The 16885-nt window shown below is 42.7% G+C and carries 25 protein-coding genes; 8 read left to right on the top strand and 17 right to left on the bottom strand.

Annotated elements, in window-relative coordinates; all coding sequences use genetic code 11:
* Positions 1–137: 137 nt before the first annotated feature.
* Positions 138–611: an S-ribosylhomocysteine lyase gene (locus ACFPTP_RS06205; RefSeq protein WP_381443012.1), complete on the bottom strand. Its 474-nt coding sequence runs from the start codon at positions 609–611 to the stop codon at positions 138–140.
* A gap of 186 nt (positions 612–797) precedes the next feature.
* Here ACFPTP_RS06205 and ACFPTP_RS06200 point away from each other — a divergent pair, with 186 nt between their 5' ends.
* Both ACFPTP_RS06200 and opuFB read left to right on the top strand, forming a co-directional pair.
* Positions 798–1748, top strand: a complete 951-nt coding sequence (locus ACFPTP_RS06200; protein ID WP_381443011.1) for an ABC transporter ATP-binding protein — start codon at positions 798–800, stop codon at positions 1746–1748.
* The gene (gene opuFB, locus ACFPTP_RS06195) at positions 1741–3258 is read left to right on the top strand and encodes an osmoprotectant update ABC transporter permease/substrate-binding subunit OpuFB (protein WP_381443010.1); all 1518 of its coding nucleotides are present in this window, start codon (positions 1741–1743) and stop codon (positions 3256–3258) included. Before ACFPTP_RS06200 ends, opuFB begins: the two co-directional genes overlap by 8 nt.
* 89 nt (positions 3259–3347) lie before the next feature.
* On the opposite strand, the gene ACFPTP_RS06190 is transcribed toward opuFB, so the two are convergent.
* From ACFPTP_RS06190 to ACFPTP_RS06145, 10 genes are all read right to left on the bottom strand, one after another.
* Entirely contained in the window at positions 3348–4025 is a 678-nt protein-coding gene (locus ACFPTP_RS06190) for an ABC transporter ATP-binding protein (RefSeq protein ID WP_381443008.1), read from the bottom strand.
* Between the two features lies 1 nt (position 4026).
* Complete coding sequence (locus tag ACFPTP_RS06185; RefSeq protein ID WP_381443007.1) at positions 4027–5058, bottom strand: ABC transporter permease; 1032 nt, start codon at positions 5056–5058, stop codon at positions 4027–4029.
* Between the two features lie 116 nt (positions 5059–5174).
* The gene (locus ACFPTP_RS06180; protein ID WP_381443005.1) at positions 5175–5855 is read right to left on the bottom strand and encodes a DNA alkylation repair protein; all 681 of its coding nucleotides are present in this window, start codon (positions 5853–5855) and stop codon (positions 5175–5177) included.
* A gap of 58 nt (positions 5856–5913) precedes the next feature.
* Positions 5914–6369: a hypothetical protein gene (locus ACFPTP_RS06175; RefSeq protein ID WP_381443004.1), complete on the bottom strand. Its 456-nt coding sequence runs from the start codon at positions 6367–6369 to the stop codon at positions 5914–5916.
* A gap of 133 nt (positions 6370–6502) precedes the next feature.
* Positions 6503–6790: a hypothetical protein gene (locus ACFPTP_RS06170; protein ID WP_381443003.1), complete on the bottom strand. Its 288-nt coding sequence runs from the start codon at positions 6788–6790 to the stop codon at positions 6503–6505.
* A gap of 60 nt (positions 6791–6850) precedes the next feature.
* Positions 6851–7105, bottom strand: coding sequence for a hypothetical protein (locus ACFPTP_RS06165; protein WP_381443002.1), 255 nt, complete (start codon positions 7103–7105; stop codon positions 6851–6853).
* Between the two features lie 26 nt (positions 7106–7131).
* On the bottom strand, positions 7132–7515 hold the full coding sequence (locus tag ACFPTP_RS06160; RefSeq protein ID WP_381443000.1) for a hypothetical protein: 384 nt from the start codon (positions 7513–7515) through the stop codon (positions 7132–7134).
* Positions 7516–7970: 455 nt separating this feature from the next.
* Entirely contained in the window at positions 7971–8483 is a 513-nt protein-coding gene (locus ACFPTP_RS06155) for a hypothetical protein (protein WP_381442999.1), read from the bottom strand.
* 38 nt (positions 8484–8521) lie between these two features.
* Positions 8522–8752, bottom strand: a complete 231-nt coding sequence (locus ACFPTP_RS06150) for a hypothetical protein (RefSeq protein ID WP_381442998.1) — start codon at positions 8750–8752, stop codon at positions 8522–8524.
* 36 nt (positions 8753–8788) lie between these two features.
* A complete protein-coding gene (locus tag ACFPTP_RS06145) occupies positions 8789–9292 on the bottom strand; it encodes a GNAT family N-acetyltransferase (protein ID WP_381442996.1) in 504 nt (167 codons plus the stop codon).
* Positions 9293–9406: 114 nt separating this feature from the next.
* Here ACFPTP_RS06145 and ACFPTP_RS06140 point away from each other — a divergent pair, with 114 nt between their 5' ends.
* Positions 9407–9943, top strand: a complete 537-nt coding sequence (locus tag ACFPTP_RS06140) for a hypothetical protein (protein ID WP_381442995.1) — start codon at positions 9407–9409, stop codon at positions 9941–9943.
* Between the two features lie 53 nt (positions 9944–9996).
* Here ACFPTP_RS06140 and ACFPTP_RS06135 read toward each other — a convergent pair whose 3' ends face one another.
* Positions 9997–10299, bottom strand: a complete 303-nt coding sequence (locus ACFPTP_RS06135; protein WP_381442994.1) for a hypothetical protein — start codon at positions 10297–10299, stop codon at positions 9997–9999.
* A 172-nt stretch (positions 10300–10471) separates the two neighbouring features.
* Between ACFPTP_RS06135 and ACFPTP_RS06130 the strand changes: the two genes are divergently transcribed.
* The gene (locus ACFPTP_RS06130) at positions 10472–11104 is read left to right on the top strand and encodes a CPBP family intramembrane glutamic endopeptidase (protein ID WP_381442993.1); all 633 of its coding nucleotides are present in this window, start codon (positions 10472–10474) and stop codon (positions 11102–11104) included.
* Positions 11105–11154: 50 nt separating this feature from the next.
* Here ACFPTP_RS06130 and ACFPTP_RS06125 read toward each other — a convergent pair whose 3' ends face one another.
* Positions 11155–11604 carry a DUF4362 domain-containing protein gene (locus ACFPTP_RS06125; RefSeq protein WP_381442992.1) on the bottom strand — a complete coding sequence of 150 codons (450 nt, stop codon included), beginning with the start codon at positions 11602–11604 and terminating at the stop codon, positions 11155–11157.
* A gap of 121 nt (positions 11605–11725) precedes the next feature.
* Complete coding sequence (locus ACFPTP_RS06120; RefSeq protein ID WP_381442991.1) at positions 11726–12124, bottom strand: VOC family protein; 399 nt, start codon at positions 12122–12124, stop codon at positions 11726–11728.
* Positions 12125–12266: 142 nt separating this feature from the next.
* On the opposite strand from ACFPTP_RS06120, the gene ACFPTP_RS06115 reads away from it, so the two are divergent.
* From ACFPTP_RS06115 to ACFPTP_RS06100, 4 genes are all read left to right on the top strand, one after another.
* Positions 12267–12515 (top strand): hexameric tyrosine-coordinated heme protein, encoded by a 249-nt coding sequence (locus ACFPTP_RS06115; protein ID WP_381442990.1) that lies wholly within the window; start codon positions 12267–12269, stop codon positions 12513–12515.
* Between the two features lie 236 nt (positions 12516–12751).
* Positions 12752–13951 carry an iron-containing alcohol dehydrogenase gene (locus ACFPTP_RS06110; RefSeq protein WP_381442989.1) on the top strand — a complete coding sequence of 400 codons (1200 nt, stop codon included), beginning with the start codon at positions 12752–12754 and terminating at the stop codon, positions 13949–13951.
* A 65-nt stretch (positions 13952–14016) separates the two neighbouring features.
* Positions 14017–14421, top strand: coding sequence for a YuzC family spore coat inner layer protein (locus ACFPTP_RS06105; protein ID WP_381442988.1), 405 nt, complete (start codon positions 14017–14019; stop codon positions 14419–14421).
* Between the two features lie 395 nt (positions 14422–14816).
* Positions 14817–15347 carry a GNAT family N-acetyltransferase gene (locus ACFPTP_RS06100; protein ID WP_381443121.1) on the top strand — a complete coding sequence of 177 codons (531 nt, stop codon included), beginning with the start codon at positions 14817–14819 and terminating at the stop codon, positions 15345–15347.
* A 125-nt stretch (positions 15348–15472) separates the two neighbouring features.
* On the opposite strand, the gene ACFPTP_RS06095 is transcribed toward ACFPTP_RS06100, so the two are convergent.
* The 3 genes from ACFPTP_RS06095 to ACFPTP_RS06085 all read right to left on the bottom strand — a co-directional run bounded on the left by ACFPTP_RS06095 (position 15473) and on the right by ACFPTP_RS06085 (position 16626).
* Positions 15473–15811: a hypothetical protein gene (locus ACFPTP_RS06095; RefSeq protein ID WP_381442987.1), complete on the bottom strand. Its 339-nt coding sequence runs from the start codon at positions 15809–15811 to the stop codon at positions 15473–15475.
* Positions 15812–16041: 230 nt separating this feature from the next.
* Positions 16042–16233: a DUF6366 family protein gene (locus ACFPTP_RS06090; RefSeq protein WP_381442986.1), complete on the bottom strand. Its 192-nt coding sequence runs from the start codon at positions 16231–16233 to the stop codon at positions 16042–16044.
* Between the two features lie 78 nt (positions 16234–16311).
* The gene (locus ACFPTP_RS06085) at positions 16312–16626 is read right to left on the bottom strand and encodes a hypothetical protein (RefSeq protein WP_381442985.1); all 315 of its coding nucleotides are present in this window, start codon (positions 16624–16626) and stop codon (positions 16312–16314) included.
* Positions 16627–16885 lie beyond the last annotated feature (259 nt).

The raw sequence follows: 16885 nt of genomic DNA, 5'->3' as shown, positions 1-16885 counted from the left end.
ATATGGCGTACGATGAATATCACCTGAGCAGATTTATTCTGCCTGGCATCATGTACATCGTACGCCTTTTATCGAAGGAATGCTATGGTTTTTTTGGTTATATCCGAGAGAAAAATCCATCCCCGTTTATAGATGCTTTATTCAAATACGGTCGTCCACTCAGAACGCTTTTCCAACATCTTTTTCGCCGCTTCCTTGGCACCTTCCAGGCTATGGCTCGCAGCCCACCCGCATTGGACTTCATTGCATGCCGGCACTTCGTCCGCAGTTAAGACATCATTCAATGTCTTTTCCAATAGATCGAGAACGTCTTCATAATCGTCGTGATTGATGAGCGCCAAATAATAACCCGTCTGGCATCCCATCGGACTGATATCTACGATTCTGTCAGAATGGTTCCTGCTGAACTCCGCCATCATATGCTCCAATGAATGAATCGCGGGCATTTCAAGATGCTCCTTATTCGGCTGGCAAAAACGGATGTCATACTTGCGGATGACGTCCCCATTGATCCCTTCCTTCACCCCAGCTAGACGCACAAACGGTGCTTTCACTTTCGTGTGGTCCAAATTGAAGCTTTCCACATTCATCTTCTTTTCTGTCGTCGACATATCCACCACTCCTTTTCCTCGCATCCGCGCAATCAAATATATCCTATTGATTTACTTGGTTTATTTCAGATTATCAAAATTCTGAATAGATTGCAAGATGCAATAATAAACTTCCTATATCGATTGCTAATTATTTTCATTAAAAGCTTTTTTGTGTCACGATGGTGAAATGAAGGAGTGGATTCGATGATATGTTTTGACCGTGTAACAAAATCGTATGACAATCAAACGCTTGTTGTTGATTCAATCAATATGGAGATTGCCAAAGGGGAATTTCTTGTGCTGATCGGGCCGAGCGGATGCGGCAAGACAACAACATTGAAAATGATCAATCGCCTCATTCCGCTGACGGACGGGACGATTTGGATCGACGGCAAGAAGGTCAGCGAATATCCGATCCATGAATTGCGGTGGCGGATCGGTTACGTATTGCAGCAGATTGCATTGTTCCCCCATATGACGATCGAGGAAAACATTGCAATCGTGCCTGAGCTGAAGAATTGGAATAAAAGCCAAATCCATCATCGTGTGACGGAACTTCTTGAAATGGTAGGACTTGATCCCAATACATACCGGCACCGGAAGCCTCATGAACTATCCGGCGGCCAGCAGCAGCGCGTCGGCGTCGTCCGGGCCCTCGCTGCAGATCCCGATATCATTTTAATGGATGAACCATTCAGCGCACTTGATCCAATCAGCAGGGCAAAGTTGCAGGAGGACCTTCTGCAGCTGCAACGTTCCATTCAAAAAACGATCGTCTTCGTCACACACGACATTCAGGAGGCAATGAAACTCGGAGACCGTATTTGCATCATGAAGGACGGCAAAATCGAACAGCTTGGCACCCCGGATGAAATAACGGTAAAGCCAGCCACACCATTCGTCCGCAAATTCATCCAGAGCGGCAGCCCGAAACCGTTCGTCCTGTCCGAACATATCGAACCGATGAAGACAGAGACGGACCAATTGCCCGTGTTGTCCGTCGATGCCGGATGGGATGAAGTGCTCCAAGTGCTATCCCAATCAGACCGGGCCCTCATCCAGCAAAAAGGCACGCCGATCGGCACCATTTCAAGACAGACGGTCATCGCCTATTTGGCAAGCGGTCAAGAAGGAGGAAAAGTAGCACATGGGTGACTTCTTAAACGTTTTTCAAGACAGGAAAGGCGAATTGGCTTGGGCGTTGATGGAGCACATCCAAATCTCGCTCATCGCGCTATTCTTCGCCATCCTCATATCGATTCCGGTCGGCGTCTATTTGACGTCCCGGCAGCGGATCGCAGAAACAGTCATAGGGACAAGCGCCGTACTGCAGACCATTCCGTCGCTCGCTTTGCTCGGACTACTGATTCCGTTATTCGGCATCGGCAAGGCCCCTGCCATCATCGCACTCGTTGCGTACGCATTGCTGCCGATTTTGCGCAACACCTATACAGGCATTAAGGGAATCGACCCTTCCTTGATCGAAGCGGCGACCGCGATGGGCATGAACCGACGGAAGCGACTGACTAAAGTCGAACTGCCCCTTGCCATGCCCGTCATCATGGCAGGCATCCGGACATCGATGGTGTTGATTGTAGGAACCGCCACACTTGCTGCACTGATCGGCGCCGGCGGTCTCGGCGATCTCATCCTGCTCGGCATCGACCGGAACAGCCCTTCCCTAATCGTGCTCGGCGCAATCCCTGCCGCCCTTCTCGCCTTGTCATTCGACTTGCTGCTGAGAAAATTCGAGGGGCTTTCGTTCCGACAAGCTTCCATTGCACTAACCGCCTTTGTGGTCGCGACTGTTTTGATTATCGTCCTGCCCCTCTTCCCTGCAAGCCATGAAAAACAGCTTGTCATCGGCGCCAAATTAGGGGCGGAACCTGAAATATTAATTAACATGTACAAGCTCCTCATCGAAGAAGAGACGGACCTGTCCGTCGAACTGAAGCCGGGACTTGGCAAAACATCGTTCGTCTTTAACGCCTTACAATCAGGGAGCATCGACATCTATCCCGAATTCACAGGGACGGCGCTGTCGGAGTTCTTGAAAGAAACGGCCGTCAGCAATGACCGGAACGAAGTATATGAGCAGGCGCGTGAAGGGCTTGCCGAACAATTCAATCTCGTCCTCCTGCCGCCGATGGAGTATAACAATACATACGCAATCGCGGTATCCAAAGCGTTCGAGGAACAATACGGGGTCAAAACAATTTCCGATCTCATCGCAGTCCAAACTGCCGTAAAAGCTGGATTCACGCTCGAATTCAATGACCGTGAAGACGGCTACCGGGGCATCCGCAGCTTGTACGGAATCGACTTCCCTTCCGTCAAAACGATGGAACCGAAACTCCGCTACCAGGCAATCCAATCAGGGGATATTAATCTCATGGATGCTTATTCGACGGACAGTGAACTGCAGCAATATGAACTCAACGTTCTCCAGGACGACAAGGAGCTGTTCCCGCCCTACCAAGGGGCCCCTCTCCTTCGGAAAGAAACCCTGGAAACATATCCCGAACTCGAGGATATCCTCAATCGGCTTGCCGGCAAAGTGACTGACGACGAGATGCGGGACATGAACTACAGGGTGAATGCAGAAGGAGAAAAACCGGAAGACGTCGCACGCGCATTTTTACGGGACGCAGGATTATTGGAATAAAAGAAGACACCAATCAGCGGAGGTTCGACTCAACCTCCGCTGATTTTTCCTTATTAAGCTAAAAGGGAATCGGAACCCACTAGACAACATTACGCAACAATATAGCCATCCCTCATTGTAATGATCCGGTCGGCATAGGGGAGCATCTCTTCGTCATGCGTGACCATCAATGTTGTCAGGTTCAATGTTTTTGTCAGTTCGCGAAGCAACTCCATCACATCTTTTGAACGTTTCGTATCAAGACTTGCCGTCGGCTCATCGGCGAACAGGATCTTCGGCTGATGGATAATGGCACGTGCAATGGCGACCCGTTGCCGTTCTCCGCCGGACAAGGAAGCCGGGTAGGCATCTTTCCGATGATCCATTTCAATCAACTTTAATATTTTCCCGACTTCTTGCACCTGTTCCCGTTTGCTAAGCTTTGATTCAGAAACATCGAGCATCACCAATAGTTGCTCTTCCACTGTTAAAAATGGAACTAAATGAGAGGATTGAAAGACGAAACCGAATTCCGTCGCCCGCACTTGACGGATTTCCTCTTGGGACATCTTCGTCATGTCCTTCCCTTCAAATAGGATTTCCCCATCCGATGCCCGTTGCAGTCCCGCTGCTATCGTCAAAATCGTCGACTTGCCGGAGCCGGACGGACCGACAAGCGCCGTAATCTCTCCTTCCTTCAAGGAAAGATTGACACCTTTTAAAATCTGCTCCTCTACTTCACCGTTCGTAAACGACTTTGTGACATCTTCTATGAGAAAATTGGCCATCTTACATCTCTCCTTGTTGAATCGCTTGAAGCGGTTCGATTTTTTTAATTTGGAAGCCTGAAATCGTTGCACCGATAAAACCGACGACGAGGAATACTGCCGATAACATCGATACCGTGTCAAGCGTCAAGTGGAACGGCATGCCCGCTGGTGCCAATACATTGAACAATTGGCTTAGCCCAACGCTGAGCGCAAGCGCCACAATTGTAATGGCAATCATTTGCATCCAAATCATTTTGAACAATGCGATCGTCTTCATGCCAATCGCTTTCAAGATGCCGTACAAACCGATTTTCTGGACGTTCATCATATAGAAGAAAATCGCAAACAGCATGCCGCTAATGACGACGAGGAACCAGATGATCATGTTGAGCGACATTTGTTCCGCACTGTAGCTCGGAATGGCGTTCAGGAATGATTTATTCGAGAACGACTCCAATCCACTGAACAAGGGAGCGTCTTTCCCGGGAATGAAAATGGCTTGCATCTCCATAACACGATACATTTCCTGATAATTTTTTATGTTGATATAGGCTACTGGCGCGTGGCTATATTTCTTTTTGTCGACAAATCCCTTGACGACGAATTCTCCGCTGAACTGATTGTTTGTCAACACATCGCCGACTGCAATGCCCTCGTCTTTGAGGGAGCTGTCCAAGATGATTTCGCCTTCCTGCACCGATTCAAAGGCATCGGACTCTGTCGACGTGACAAAAGCAACACTATGCTGCTTGTCCTCCGCATCATTCACAAATCCCATTTGGACCGAAAATGCAACTGCCCCCGGGTTCTCTTCCATAATCTGTTCTTGCAGATCGGTATCTATTTTCGACAAGTTGTACGTCTGCTTCGCATCGTCATTCAAATAAAATTGACCGGCCGGCATATCCTTGATAAGTGCCGCATTATCTTGCGACAACCCATTTGCCAAGCCTGAAATAATGAACGTCAAAAAGCTGACAAGGAAAATGATTGATCCGAGAATTAAAAACTTCGCTTTATTCTTCTTCATTTCTTTCCATGCTATGTTCATCAAAATCGCCTCCGTTATTTGTTATATCGTTATAATAAAACGCCAACATTAACGGAACATGAACATACCTTTTCACAAAATAAAAAACGCATGCCATTTATGCATGCGTTCCTTTATTATCCTTCACCTATATGCTTCAACGCCTCTCTCCTGCTTAACGGCTTCAGCGTATGTTCTTCAACAAACCGCTTCACAATAACCGGATCTGTTTTCGCGTACTCCCTCAATACCCACCCGATCGCTTTTTGAATGAAGAACTCATTTGATTCCACATGCTGCAAGATGATTTCAAAGAGCAGCTCCGTATCCGTTTCTTTTTTGAACTTTAATTGGTGCAAAATGGCTGAGCGGTTTGTCCACATATTATCCGATTTGGACCATTCAAGCATCACTGCTTTCCCATAATCGCGGTCCAATTTGACGACATGCCCGACAAGATGCGGAGCAATCGAATCGACACTATCCCACCACGATTTCGTTTCGATGAATTTCAATAGTCTTGGATAATCATCAGTCGTGAAATGTTTCTTCATCTTTTCTAGCAAAGCGATTGCGGCATATTGATATTCCCGCTCAGGTAATTCATATAGCTTCCAAACCTCTTCAAAAACTTCGCCAGCTTCAGGTAACACATATTCCTGGAATTGCTCTCGCAACAGCTCTTTCCGCAGCGGACTTTTAATGCCAAGAAACGGAAAATGATGTTTCATATACGCTTTCATCGGACCTGCATTCTCGACATTCCGGCACATTTCAAACTTCTCGACAATCCCCTTATGATTCCATTGCTTTTTCACTGACGTCAACTCCACGTTTTACATACTATTTAAACACACCATACCACTAAACCGCCCATTAGTTTGCCAAGGCATTTTTAAGGTTTTGAGTACTTTCCCTATCTAACCTGCCATATCCTTCACTTTCCTTATTACTGATAATTGTAGCTGTTTCATTATTCTCGAACCAAATTCGATATTCATAAAGTCTCTCAGGCATATTCTTATCAAAAGAATAAAATAACGTAAAAACTACATCTTCTTCCCTTGCCATTTCCGCTTCTACATTTGGCTCCCACTTTACATTTCCTAAAGACTTTTTAATCATGTCTAATTTTTCTGGGTCAGTGATTGTCACAACGTCCTCAGAATTCCATTTCTCATTCACTTCTTGGACATCGACTCTTGTTAATTCACCTTCTTCTTCAATCGCTTCTTGGTTCACAACCTTTGGTAATTCTCCTTCTTTTTCAGAACAAGCTGCAAGTAGTACTCCTAGAACCAAAAATAAAGATAAGCCAATTATTCTTCTCATTTCTAACCTCCCTTTGTTCTTTTAAAACAATTTTTATGTTTTCTTTCATAAAGTATCTTGCTTCTTAAGTTGAACAAGAAAATGAACGGTCCAAACAGCTCAACGATCTTCAAGCACCCTCAGTGAAAAATTATTATAATTTCACTGTCCAAATTTTATAGATAATTTGACCATTTATTTCTGTTTTGTCTGTACAGACATCGATTTGCATACTGTTATAAGCAGCCCATTGAGGAAAAAGAGACGCTAAATAGTTAATTACCTTTTCATCAGGTGTTGCATATCCTACATTATTTTTATTACTTAAATAGGCAACAAAATCTGGATATAATGCTTCTGTCCATTCTTTCACTTCAAACTCCGAATCAAAAATACGGCTATCCTCTTGATGGCTTCCATTTATCCATTTAACATTCTCCATTGAATCCACCTCATGTCCAAGCTTCTCAACCTCTATTATGCTAACCGTTAGTTGAAGACCTTATATTACTTTTTTACGAGGAATAATTGCAATAACAAGCCCAATCAAAATCACAAAAATTAGCATACCTAAACTTATTACGCCTATCCCCATTCCCAACCAAGAACCAATAATAAAGGACGTTACAAGGACTGCTAAAAAGGCAAACAAGCATATTAGTAATGACCTATCACTAGTTTGTTTGAGGCTCTTGGAAATAATAAAAACTATTAAATTTATAACAAACCCTAAGCCAATCGGTATAAAAATATCCATCTCAATAATCCCCTCACACAAATGGTTTAACCTTGTGGTAAAGACTTATATTCGACCCATTTACCATCTACATTCACAAGAAGAAAACTATTTCCAATCGATGTAGTATAAACCATAGCACCTATTGGTAATTTAGTTGCCATTCCATTTTGAAACGTGTCGCCTGGCGAATATACTTTTTGTATTTCACCAACCTTCTCTTCACTGCTATCATGAACATTACTATCTGAAGAAAATATCTCATATACACGGTCATTAAACATAAATATATCTGCATTTTTGTCATCTTCAGCAATACTGTTTGCTATCCCCTGTGCTTCTGTCCAAACTGTTACCTCATTTTCCTTAGCTTTGTTACAACCAACCGTAAGTGTCAATAAAATACACAGAAGAAATAAAATTCTCCTCAAATAGTGCCACCCCTTATGAAATTAGACATTCAAATCTGCCGCAATTAGGAAAAGTATTATTCATAAGTAGGACGAGACATAAGTTCATTTAAATAATTGAAGTTGTAATAAACAACCAAAATTAAACAGATCAATAAAATTAATTGAATACATACGGTAATTAATTGTATTTTTACTGTGAAACTTTTTTTATAGTGTACATAAGTAAGTGGTATAGAAAGTAAGACACTAAAGGAAATCGAAAATAAATGTAAATGGCTTAGGTAAATATTAACGTATAATAGTGGAGAAATATCTTGTATCCATTGAGCTAGCAACGGGAGTAAAATGATTATTATTGCAAACATATTTAGCGCAGTTAATATAAAGATTGTAGAAGTATAGAATAATCCATATTTCTTCATCGTTGGATCCTCCCAGTTATTCCTCCCCGATAGAGAAGTGTCACCATTCAACTATTCATTATGGTTTCCATCTAGAGTCTTATAGTGAAAACTTTCCGCTTTTTCATAAATACCATCCGGTAATTTCTCGTATACAATATTGTCCGTTATTTTAACTTCTGAGCTGTATATTTCATTATCCTCATCATCTTTCAATACATAGCTAACTGTTGTTGCATTGGGATAGTTAAACACTCCTCCCCATAAAGCTATAATCGAACTGTGTCCGACGGGGGTTATTTTAATAATTTCATATTGATTTGTTAGATCAACGATTTGAGCGTGTTCCCCTGTACCTGAATTGTATCTATACCTTGAATCTTCCTTAGTAAAAGTATTTAGGCTTAACATTGGTTGACCCGCATCATCCTCATTCAAGAAAATAACAACTTTATCTATATCATCTTGAAACAAGATTTCAACATTGATTCTTCCCTCCTTATTAATTGCATCCAAAAGTGAAGCAGAGGAACATCCTGCTAATAAGGTCAGTAATAAAATTAACAACAAATGTAAAAACCTCATGAACTTCCCCCTAATGCTCTTTTGTTTGAAATCAACGATTATCCAAAGTGGTCATGAAACGACCAAACAATAAGAATCATACTCACTATTCCCCAAGCAGTGGCACTCACTATCCACCAAATTATGGATTTAGCTTTTGTTGAGCTTTCCTCGTCTTCCGTATTTGCTGTTATAAAAGCAAGCTTGCTTTCCATACCTTTTTTCATAGATGCAAGAACAATAAATCCGACTACTATGAAACCAATCGTAATCGAGAGTAATAAGTCCACATTTCACACCTCCTTTTTTCAACTCCAAAATTTCTATTATCCTCGTTCAATCCAAAACCTCCGAATGACATTGCCATGCGGTTCCGTAAAGCTCTCGTCCTCGACGCCGCCATTGTTTAAGATGACGGCGGCTGAACCTATATTATCTTCATTGCAAGTGACCAACACAAAACGGATGCCAAGCCGATCCGTGATGTTCAACGCCTCGGACAGCAAATAGGTCGCATGCCCCTTCCGCCGTTCCGATGGGCGTATGCTAGCGCCGATGTGGCCATCGACTTGGCGCAGATAGTCATTCAAGCTATGCCGGATGTTGACCATCCCGATGATCCGGTCATCGTCATCGACTAGGAAGTAATTTGAATTAGGCACCCTTTCGCCCTGCCCCGCTTCCTTTACCGCCAATTCTTCCAAATAAACTTCGTAAGGCACGCCCTCGTTCAAAAAGAAGCTGCTAGGCTTCAAACGGCCATCGTCCCACTCCCTCATATACGCAATATGTTCTTTTTCCCACTTCAAGGAAGGTCTCTCAAGACGCATGCAAACTCCTCCCAACTCTTCACATTCATCATCTCAATATTCCGTCAAAAATGAAACTATTCTTCCACGTGATGCGTATAAAAATTACAAGTGTTGTTTGAAAGGGGTGGAAGGATGCGTCGATGGACATCATGCATTTCCGTATTTTTTATTCTATGTTGCGTGCTTATGGCAGGGTGCTCAAAGCCCGAGCCAGTGGATGAGAACATAAAAGTTATTAAAACCGTCTTGGAACTTAATTTGAATGCACCGGACGAGGAAGTAATCCGTCTACTGGAAGAACCGTATGGATCTGAGGAAGAAGAGGGGTTCATTAATAAATATAACGAATATCTAGAAGAAAAATATGGCCCGTATTTCACGGAAAGGGGATATGAAGAATTTATCATGACGGCGCAGGCTTCCTTGTTTCACATTACAGCTGACAGACACGGCTATCAGTTAACGGTGAAAAACATCGAAGTGGAGCAGAACGAAGTGACGCCAACGAACTACAACTTTACAGTTACGTTGGATTATGAGAAAGATAAAGAGATGGAGGAGATCGAGCTATCAGGAATAGCGATTGTCCACGAGGGAAAAATCGCAAAAATTACGTACCATTTGAATAAAGATGAATTGAAGAGCCTGTTGCATGGTGAGCAGGACTAATCGATCGAGGCACCCTTACATTTGTTCGGGTGCCTAATCCCGCAAGGCTAATCCTACTTCGCTTTCTTCCCGCGATAGGCAATCAGCGTAATTGCATTTAACAAAAGAGTAACGATAAGTAGTACCGTTCCCGCGACCACAACTGCCCCCATCGTATCCATCAATGCAGCCCAATCCTCAATTTGTACAAGATGATAGGTGTAATAAATCTGGAAAAACAGCGAAATCGCACAAGCACTCAAACTCATAATGGAAAGAGCGGCCCAATGTTTAGTAACCCGGATGAGACTTACAACCGGCAGTATCCAGGCAACAAGGCCGAGCACAAGGCTGCCGATATTCAGTAAACCGACCATCATTTCTCCTCCTTTATAATTCCCCCTTTGTAAAGATGACCTGTGTTAACCAGTAAAGGTTTCATTTTCCTTACATTATTTAAGTAAGGTGGTGTAACATTCATTATTATCTGCTTAAATAGAGATATTGAGCAAGCCCTTGTTACGGAAATACGGAATAGTCGGAGGAACTATGAAAACACGAATACCCTTGTTGGTAGGTCCCACAATCATGATTTATATTGGTTTAATCATCTTCAATAACGTCCCGATCACCTTTTTATTGTTCTATGGGTGGCTATTGTTCGTCCCACTGATTATCTACATGATAGGTGGTCGTCAAAGAATAAACCTGAAAAAGCATCTCAGCGTCCAATCACTATGGGTTGGTCTCACTAGCGGAATCATTTTTTTCCTTGCTATTTTTGGCGGGATTACAATACTGAAAGATTCTGTTTTAAATGTAACCGAGTTAAAACTTATATTGGCGGAGTGGAATTTCACCGGTAACTTAGTCATTTGGCTAATGATTTTTCTTATAGCCATCAATCCATTGTTAGAAGAATACTATTGGAGAGAGTTTATGTACAATCGCCTCCTAGAAAAGGTGAGCGCTCGTCAAACGATGGTGATTACATCATTTTTCTATAGTTTGTATCATCTGCTTTCACTCATTTTCATTTTCAACTTTCCATTCAATGTCATTGCGGTCTTTCCTGTATTTATTGCCGGGATCATCTGGGCTTATCTTCGATTCAAATTGAAATCCATTACAGCTTCGATTATCAGCCATAGCCTTGCCGATTTAGGAATCATGATGGTTTAGGTAACTTATATCCATTAAAAATAGGAAGTGCGGCGACACTTCCATAACGTCTAATGCTCATGGTCTTCAATTTGCTCTTTCAAGATATTTAATAGAAGAAAACTATCGGCAGCGGTCCCTTGCTCACACCCTTCCAGCGTGTAGATGAATAATTGCTGCCCTTCATCCGCCACAAGCTCCGTACAGGACATGCTCAATTTACGAGGGCTGTCCCCCCGGTCTTTATTCTTCGACCGATCGATTTCCAAATCGAATACAGAACCATCGAAAGACAAATTGTACAACGTCGGGTTTCCGTCTAGCGTGTAGTTGGTGATCCGGACGGAGGCTGTCTCTTTCGCTTCTACACGATCCAAGAATTGTGTAAATCGATCAAAATTGAAAACTGGACCGTGCATATTGATAACGTCCCCATTTTTGACCGCTTTTTCGCTGTCATACGAACAGCCGGCTAGTAGGCTTAAGCCAAGCAACAAAAGGAAATACAACTTTTTCGGCATCTGATTCCTCCAATGACGTACTTGTGCTTCGCCTACACTATATGTGACAACCGCGCTCCATATCCCTGAAAAAGGCCATTCCCATTTCGGGAATAGCCTCTACGACGTTATTCTACATAGATTACTCCGGTAAGTTTAGCTGCCACGATACTCCGAATTGATCATTCAGCCATCCGAACTTTTTGCTGAACCCATAGTTGCCGATCGGCATGAGTGCTGTACCATTTTGAATCATTTTATGATAAAGGCTGTCGATCTCCTCTTCGGTATCACATGTAAGAAAAATCGAAAAGGACGGAGTAAATGTAAACTCATGATCGACATGGCTGTCGATACACATGAACTCCTGCCCCTTTAACGTGAATACCGCTTGCACAACCGTCCCTTCTTTGCCCGGTCCTTCGGCTCCGAATCGGGAAATGCTCTTGATTTCCGAATCCTCAATGAGGGATGTGTAATAATTCATAGCTTCTTCTGCAACGCCGCCTTGAAACATTAAAAATGGGGTTACACTTTTCATCGTTAACTTCCTCTCTGTTAATAAATTTTCAACTGTTCACGCCTTTTCATTGTATCATTCAAGTTGCTTAGTATTAAGATAGACACCCACCGGATTGCCTATGCATATGTTGCATTAGTAAATATTCTGGGAGGTGGTCTGCATGTCAAACGACCAACTGCAAACGCTGCTCACACAAACGCCCGAAGACGGGTATGCATTAGCGGTGAAGCTTGCGCAAAAAGGGGTCGAAGTTACACAGCCTTCAGAAGAAATAAGGAAGCTATTGCGTCCGGTCTATTCGAGGGATACGGATAGTTTGATCGCAGCATCACAAGTTATCGCAATTCATTTCCAAACAATCGCTGCTGCAAACAACTACTGGCGGACGTGGACGCCGCAGTACTATTAGGACTAACCGGTGAGGCACCCGAACAATATCAAGTTGTTCGGGTGCCTCATCTGGTTTACAGGGTAGGTCAAAGGTCACGAAATGACAATAAAGTTTGGGAAATGAACGATAACACTCGGGAAATGATCGATAACTTTTTCACACGCTATATTGGCAAAATAGTTTCTAGCAAATTACTGTCATTTCAAGGTATAATAGTTAGAATGTTACATCTACTTGAAGGATGGTGAAGCAGCATGTACAAATTGTATTGCCGAAGCTTTCAGCAGGTGATGAAAGCGACTGCCTTTTTCCTGCCATGGCGGGAGCCTCAACTGATCGATGGGATAAATAGTTTGGCAGAGCTTCCGGTGTTCATTCAACATGAAGGCATTGAAACGGTTTTGATTGTGACGGATAAAGGGATCGCAGCAACCGGGTTAATGGACAGCTTCCTTGATGGACTACGGAATAAAGGAATCAAGTTTGTCATATTCGACAAAACGGTCCCGAATCCGACAATCGATAATATCGAGGAGGCGCTGCAGCTATACAAAGCAAACAGCTGCCAAGGGCTTGTCGCATTCGGCGGAGGATCCCCGATCGATTGCGCGAAAGGGGTCGGTGCGCGATTGGCGAGACCAAATAAAACGATTCCTCAAATGAAGGGCATATTGAAGGTGAATAAAAAGATGCCGCCACTGTTCGCTGTTCCGACAACGGCTGGGACAGGCAGTGAAGCGACACTGGCCTGCGTCGTTTCCAACAGTGAGACCCATGAAAAATACGCCCTCATGGACACCGCACTCATTCCGCATTTCGCGGTGCTGGATCCGCTGCTCACCGTGAAGCTTCCGAAGCCTATTACGTCAACAACCGGGATGGACGCACTGACGCATGCGGTCGAAGCATATATCGGGAAAAGCAACACGAAGCAGACGAGGCAATGGAGCATCGATGCTGTGAAGCTCATTTTTGAAAATCTTTACGAAGCCTATTCCAATGGAGAAAACATCGCCGCGCGCACGAATATGCAAAAGGCCGCCTATCTTGCGGGCATGGCATTCACACGCGCCTATGTCGGCAATGTCCATGCCATCGCCCATACGCTGAGCGGGTTTTACAATGTGCCGCATGGTCTCGCCAATGCCGTCATCCTGCCGCATGTCCTCGATTATTACGGGGAATCCGTCCACGAACGCTTAGCAGAATTGGCGGATGCAGCAGGCGTTTGCGAACCTTCAGACTCTACTAGGGAGAAGGCAACGAAATTCATTCAAGCAATTAAGGATTTGAATGAAAAGATGGACATCCCGTCGAGAGTGGACTGCATTCTCGACAGCGACATCCCGCTCATGGCAGAGCGTGCAATCCAAGAAGCGAATCCGCTTTATCCGGTGCCACAGATTTTACGTAAAGAGGATATGGATAAGCTGATCCGGACAATCGGGGCTTGACGGAAAAACACGCGTCCTCCGCAAGGGGCATATACTGAGGCATCGAAGAAATACGGAGGTTGCCTATGTATTATTCTTCTTTTCCCTATGGCTTTGATTCCCGGCAACAAGCTTACATGCCAGTCCACCCGGGATATATGGCGATGCCCACACCAACACCGCAAAACGGAAGAAGCCCCTATCCGCCGGTAAATACACGGAAGTTCAGCGAATCGGCCAACCGCTTCAAACAAGTGTTGAATCAAGCGAATCTATTCATCGGTACACTGACTGCTTCAGATGATTTTGCAAGGCGGCTCATGGACGCCGCGCAGCGTTCGGATCAAAAGGAGGTGGAGCGGCTCGTCCGCTCGACAGGTGTAACGATCAAATACACGCTCAACTACACACCGTCCGGCATCCGGATCGATTTCTCGAACAGCGATGCCCAAAACAGCTGCTGCGTGTTGCGGATGGCGCTGAGTTGGTGAATAAAAGGAAGCCAGTCATAAGGATAACGGGTTCGGTTGATGGGGAGAAAACAATAAAAAACATAGCATTTGGGGACGCAATTCGCATATGAATTGGTGTCCCCGTTTTTGTTGTTATATCAATGTTTAAGGCGGTTTTTTAATAGAATTCGCACTATAATTGGTAAACAAATTTGCAACATCGCATAAATTTATGTGCTATTGCTAATTACCTTGTTAATTGGTTGGAGAGAATGGTACTGTAAAAATAATTTGTTTGAAATAAATGAATACTCCGAAGAGGAGAAGATGTTATGTGTTAAAATAGATTATTAGTAGATAAATTATTCAACAAACGGAGCGAGATAGCGGAACAAGTTATCGCATAAACGGGAGGACGATTGAAAATGGAAACAATTGAATTGCCAAAAGTCCAATTAAGAGAATTAACCGTAGATGATGCTGAAGAGCGTTATCAATGGTGTTTAGATAAAGAAGTAACAAAACATCTAAATATGCCAGAGAAATATCCACCCTTTAGCAGAGAAGAAACTCGAAATTGGATTAAATTGTGCATTGATAAAGCGAATGGATATGAACAGAAAGCAATTTTAACTGACTGGGGTAAACATATCGGTTGGATCGACTTAAAGAACATTGATACATTAAATAAACACGCTGAATTAGGGATAGCTATAGGTGATAAAGAATATTGGGGTAAAGGTTATGGATTATCTGCGATGAAAGAAATGTTGGTGTGGGGTTTTAATGAATTAACGCTTAATAAAATTTGGCTTAGAGTAGAAGTTGATAATGAAAAGGCAATTAAGTCTTACAAAAGAATGGGTTATGTTGAAGAAGGAATCTTAAGACAAGATCGATTAAGAAATGGGGAGTATATCGATCGTTTAAGAATGAGTATTCTTAAACGTGAGTTCTTCAAGTAAAGGACACGATTGTAGAGTGAGTTGTACGCAAATTCCAACAAGAAAATATGTAAGTGAAAAACGCACAGACGTAATGAACCCGTGCGTTTTTCATTTGCTTTTTCTACTGTTAATTGCTGTATAAATCATTCCCCATACTTTCCATTGTTAATTGCTTTTCGATACCTTTCACCCTCTTCAACAGCTATCGCTTCATCCGTATTTATACCTTTAATTGAATAAAACTTAGTTCCCTTGCTGTACTTGTTCGAAAAGTTTCCAGAGTATGTTCTTTCCCTATCCGAATACGTAGTCACTTGCCCAATCTCTTCATCTGTTTCATCAACATACTCATTGCTGACCTCATACATATAGCCATTCCATACTACAAATGCTGAGTTCCAGTCCGCACTTGAAGAACAACCCGCGATCACCGAAAGAAGGAGAAACTGGCATACAAGTTGAGAATAAAACACTTTTCGCACTTATAATCTCCCTTTACTCTTTCTTTTTTTATATAGAATTACCCCCAAAACAATAAGAACAATGGAAACTAATGACGCCGTCCAAATATTTATAGGGGTTAATAAACTTAAAACGAATATGAGAATTCCTAATAGGATTAACCCGATGCCCAATATACTCCCTCGCTCTCTCTAAAAACAAATAATATTGCACACTTTTTTAGTCACAATGCTTTTGACAACTGCGCCCGTTAGTGGAAGAAAACAAAATATAGTACAAGGCCTAATATTAATAACACAATTATGATCCCAGTACCCTTCCAACCTAAACCGCCCACCAAATCAGAAAGGTTGCTCCCGTGAATACTGCTTGAAGGATGTTTTAATTCCCTCTGTCTTAGTCTCTCTCTCCTATCTTCGGGAGTTTCGTCATCTCTGTTCAATTTCCCACCCCTTTGAAGTTTACTAGTAAATAGCCATCTAAGCAGTCCAACGATCTTTAAGCAAATTGAAGAAGATATTTAATTTTCGACTGTTTTAATATCGAATTTCATATTGTTCAGATCCCAAACATCGGCAGTAGTATTAGAAAAGACTGTTATTTCAAGTTTCTGCCCCATGCTATATCTCTCTACATCATCAACAGGTATTTCGTATATATTGCCGTCTTTTCTACCTTTATTAATTCCGCCATATTCTTTAATAACTAACATTTCTTCTTCAACAAGTATCTCCTCTACTGTTCCCGTGAAAGTAAATTCCTCTTGATAATCTGAACAGCCAGCAATAAAAAATAAATTCAATAATAAAAAAGCTATTGTAATTTTATATTTCACACTGTCCCCCCTTGAGATATTAGGTGGAAATACGTATTAGTATTACAAATTGTTGTTCAACTAAACTCCCCTTTAGTTGAACAACAATAAAGAGCCGTCTAAACAGCCCCGATCTTCAAGAAAAGCACCCGTTTAATTGAAGCCTACTGCTAGCCATGCAATGCTCCACATAATAATAGTAAACGATATGATAAGCCAAACTGTATTGGCCGTAGTTTTTTCTTCATGTTTTACCTTTTTCAATATCGAAACCAAATTC

It is taken from the genome of Sporosarcina koreensis, assembly GCF_042655825.1.
GTDB classification, from domain to species: Bacteria; Bacillota; Bacilli; order Bacillales_A; family Planococcaceae; genus Sporosarcina; species Sporosarcina koreensis.
Note: the sequence above shows the minus strand (reverse complement) of the source record. Positions and strands in the feature narration are given on the sequence as shown.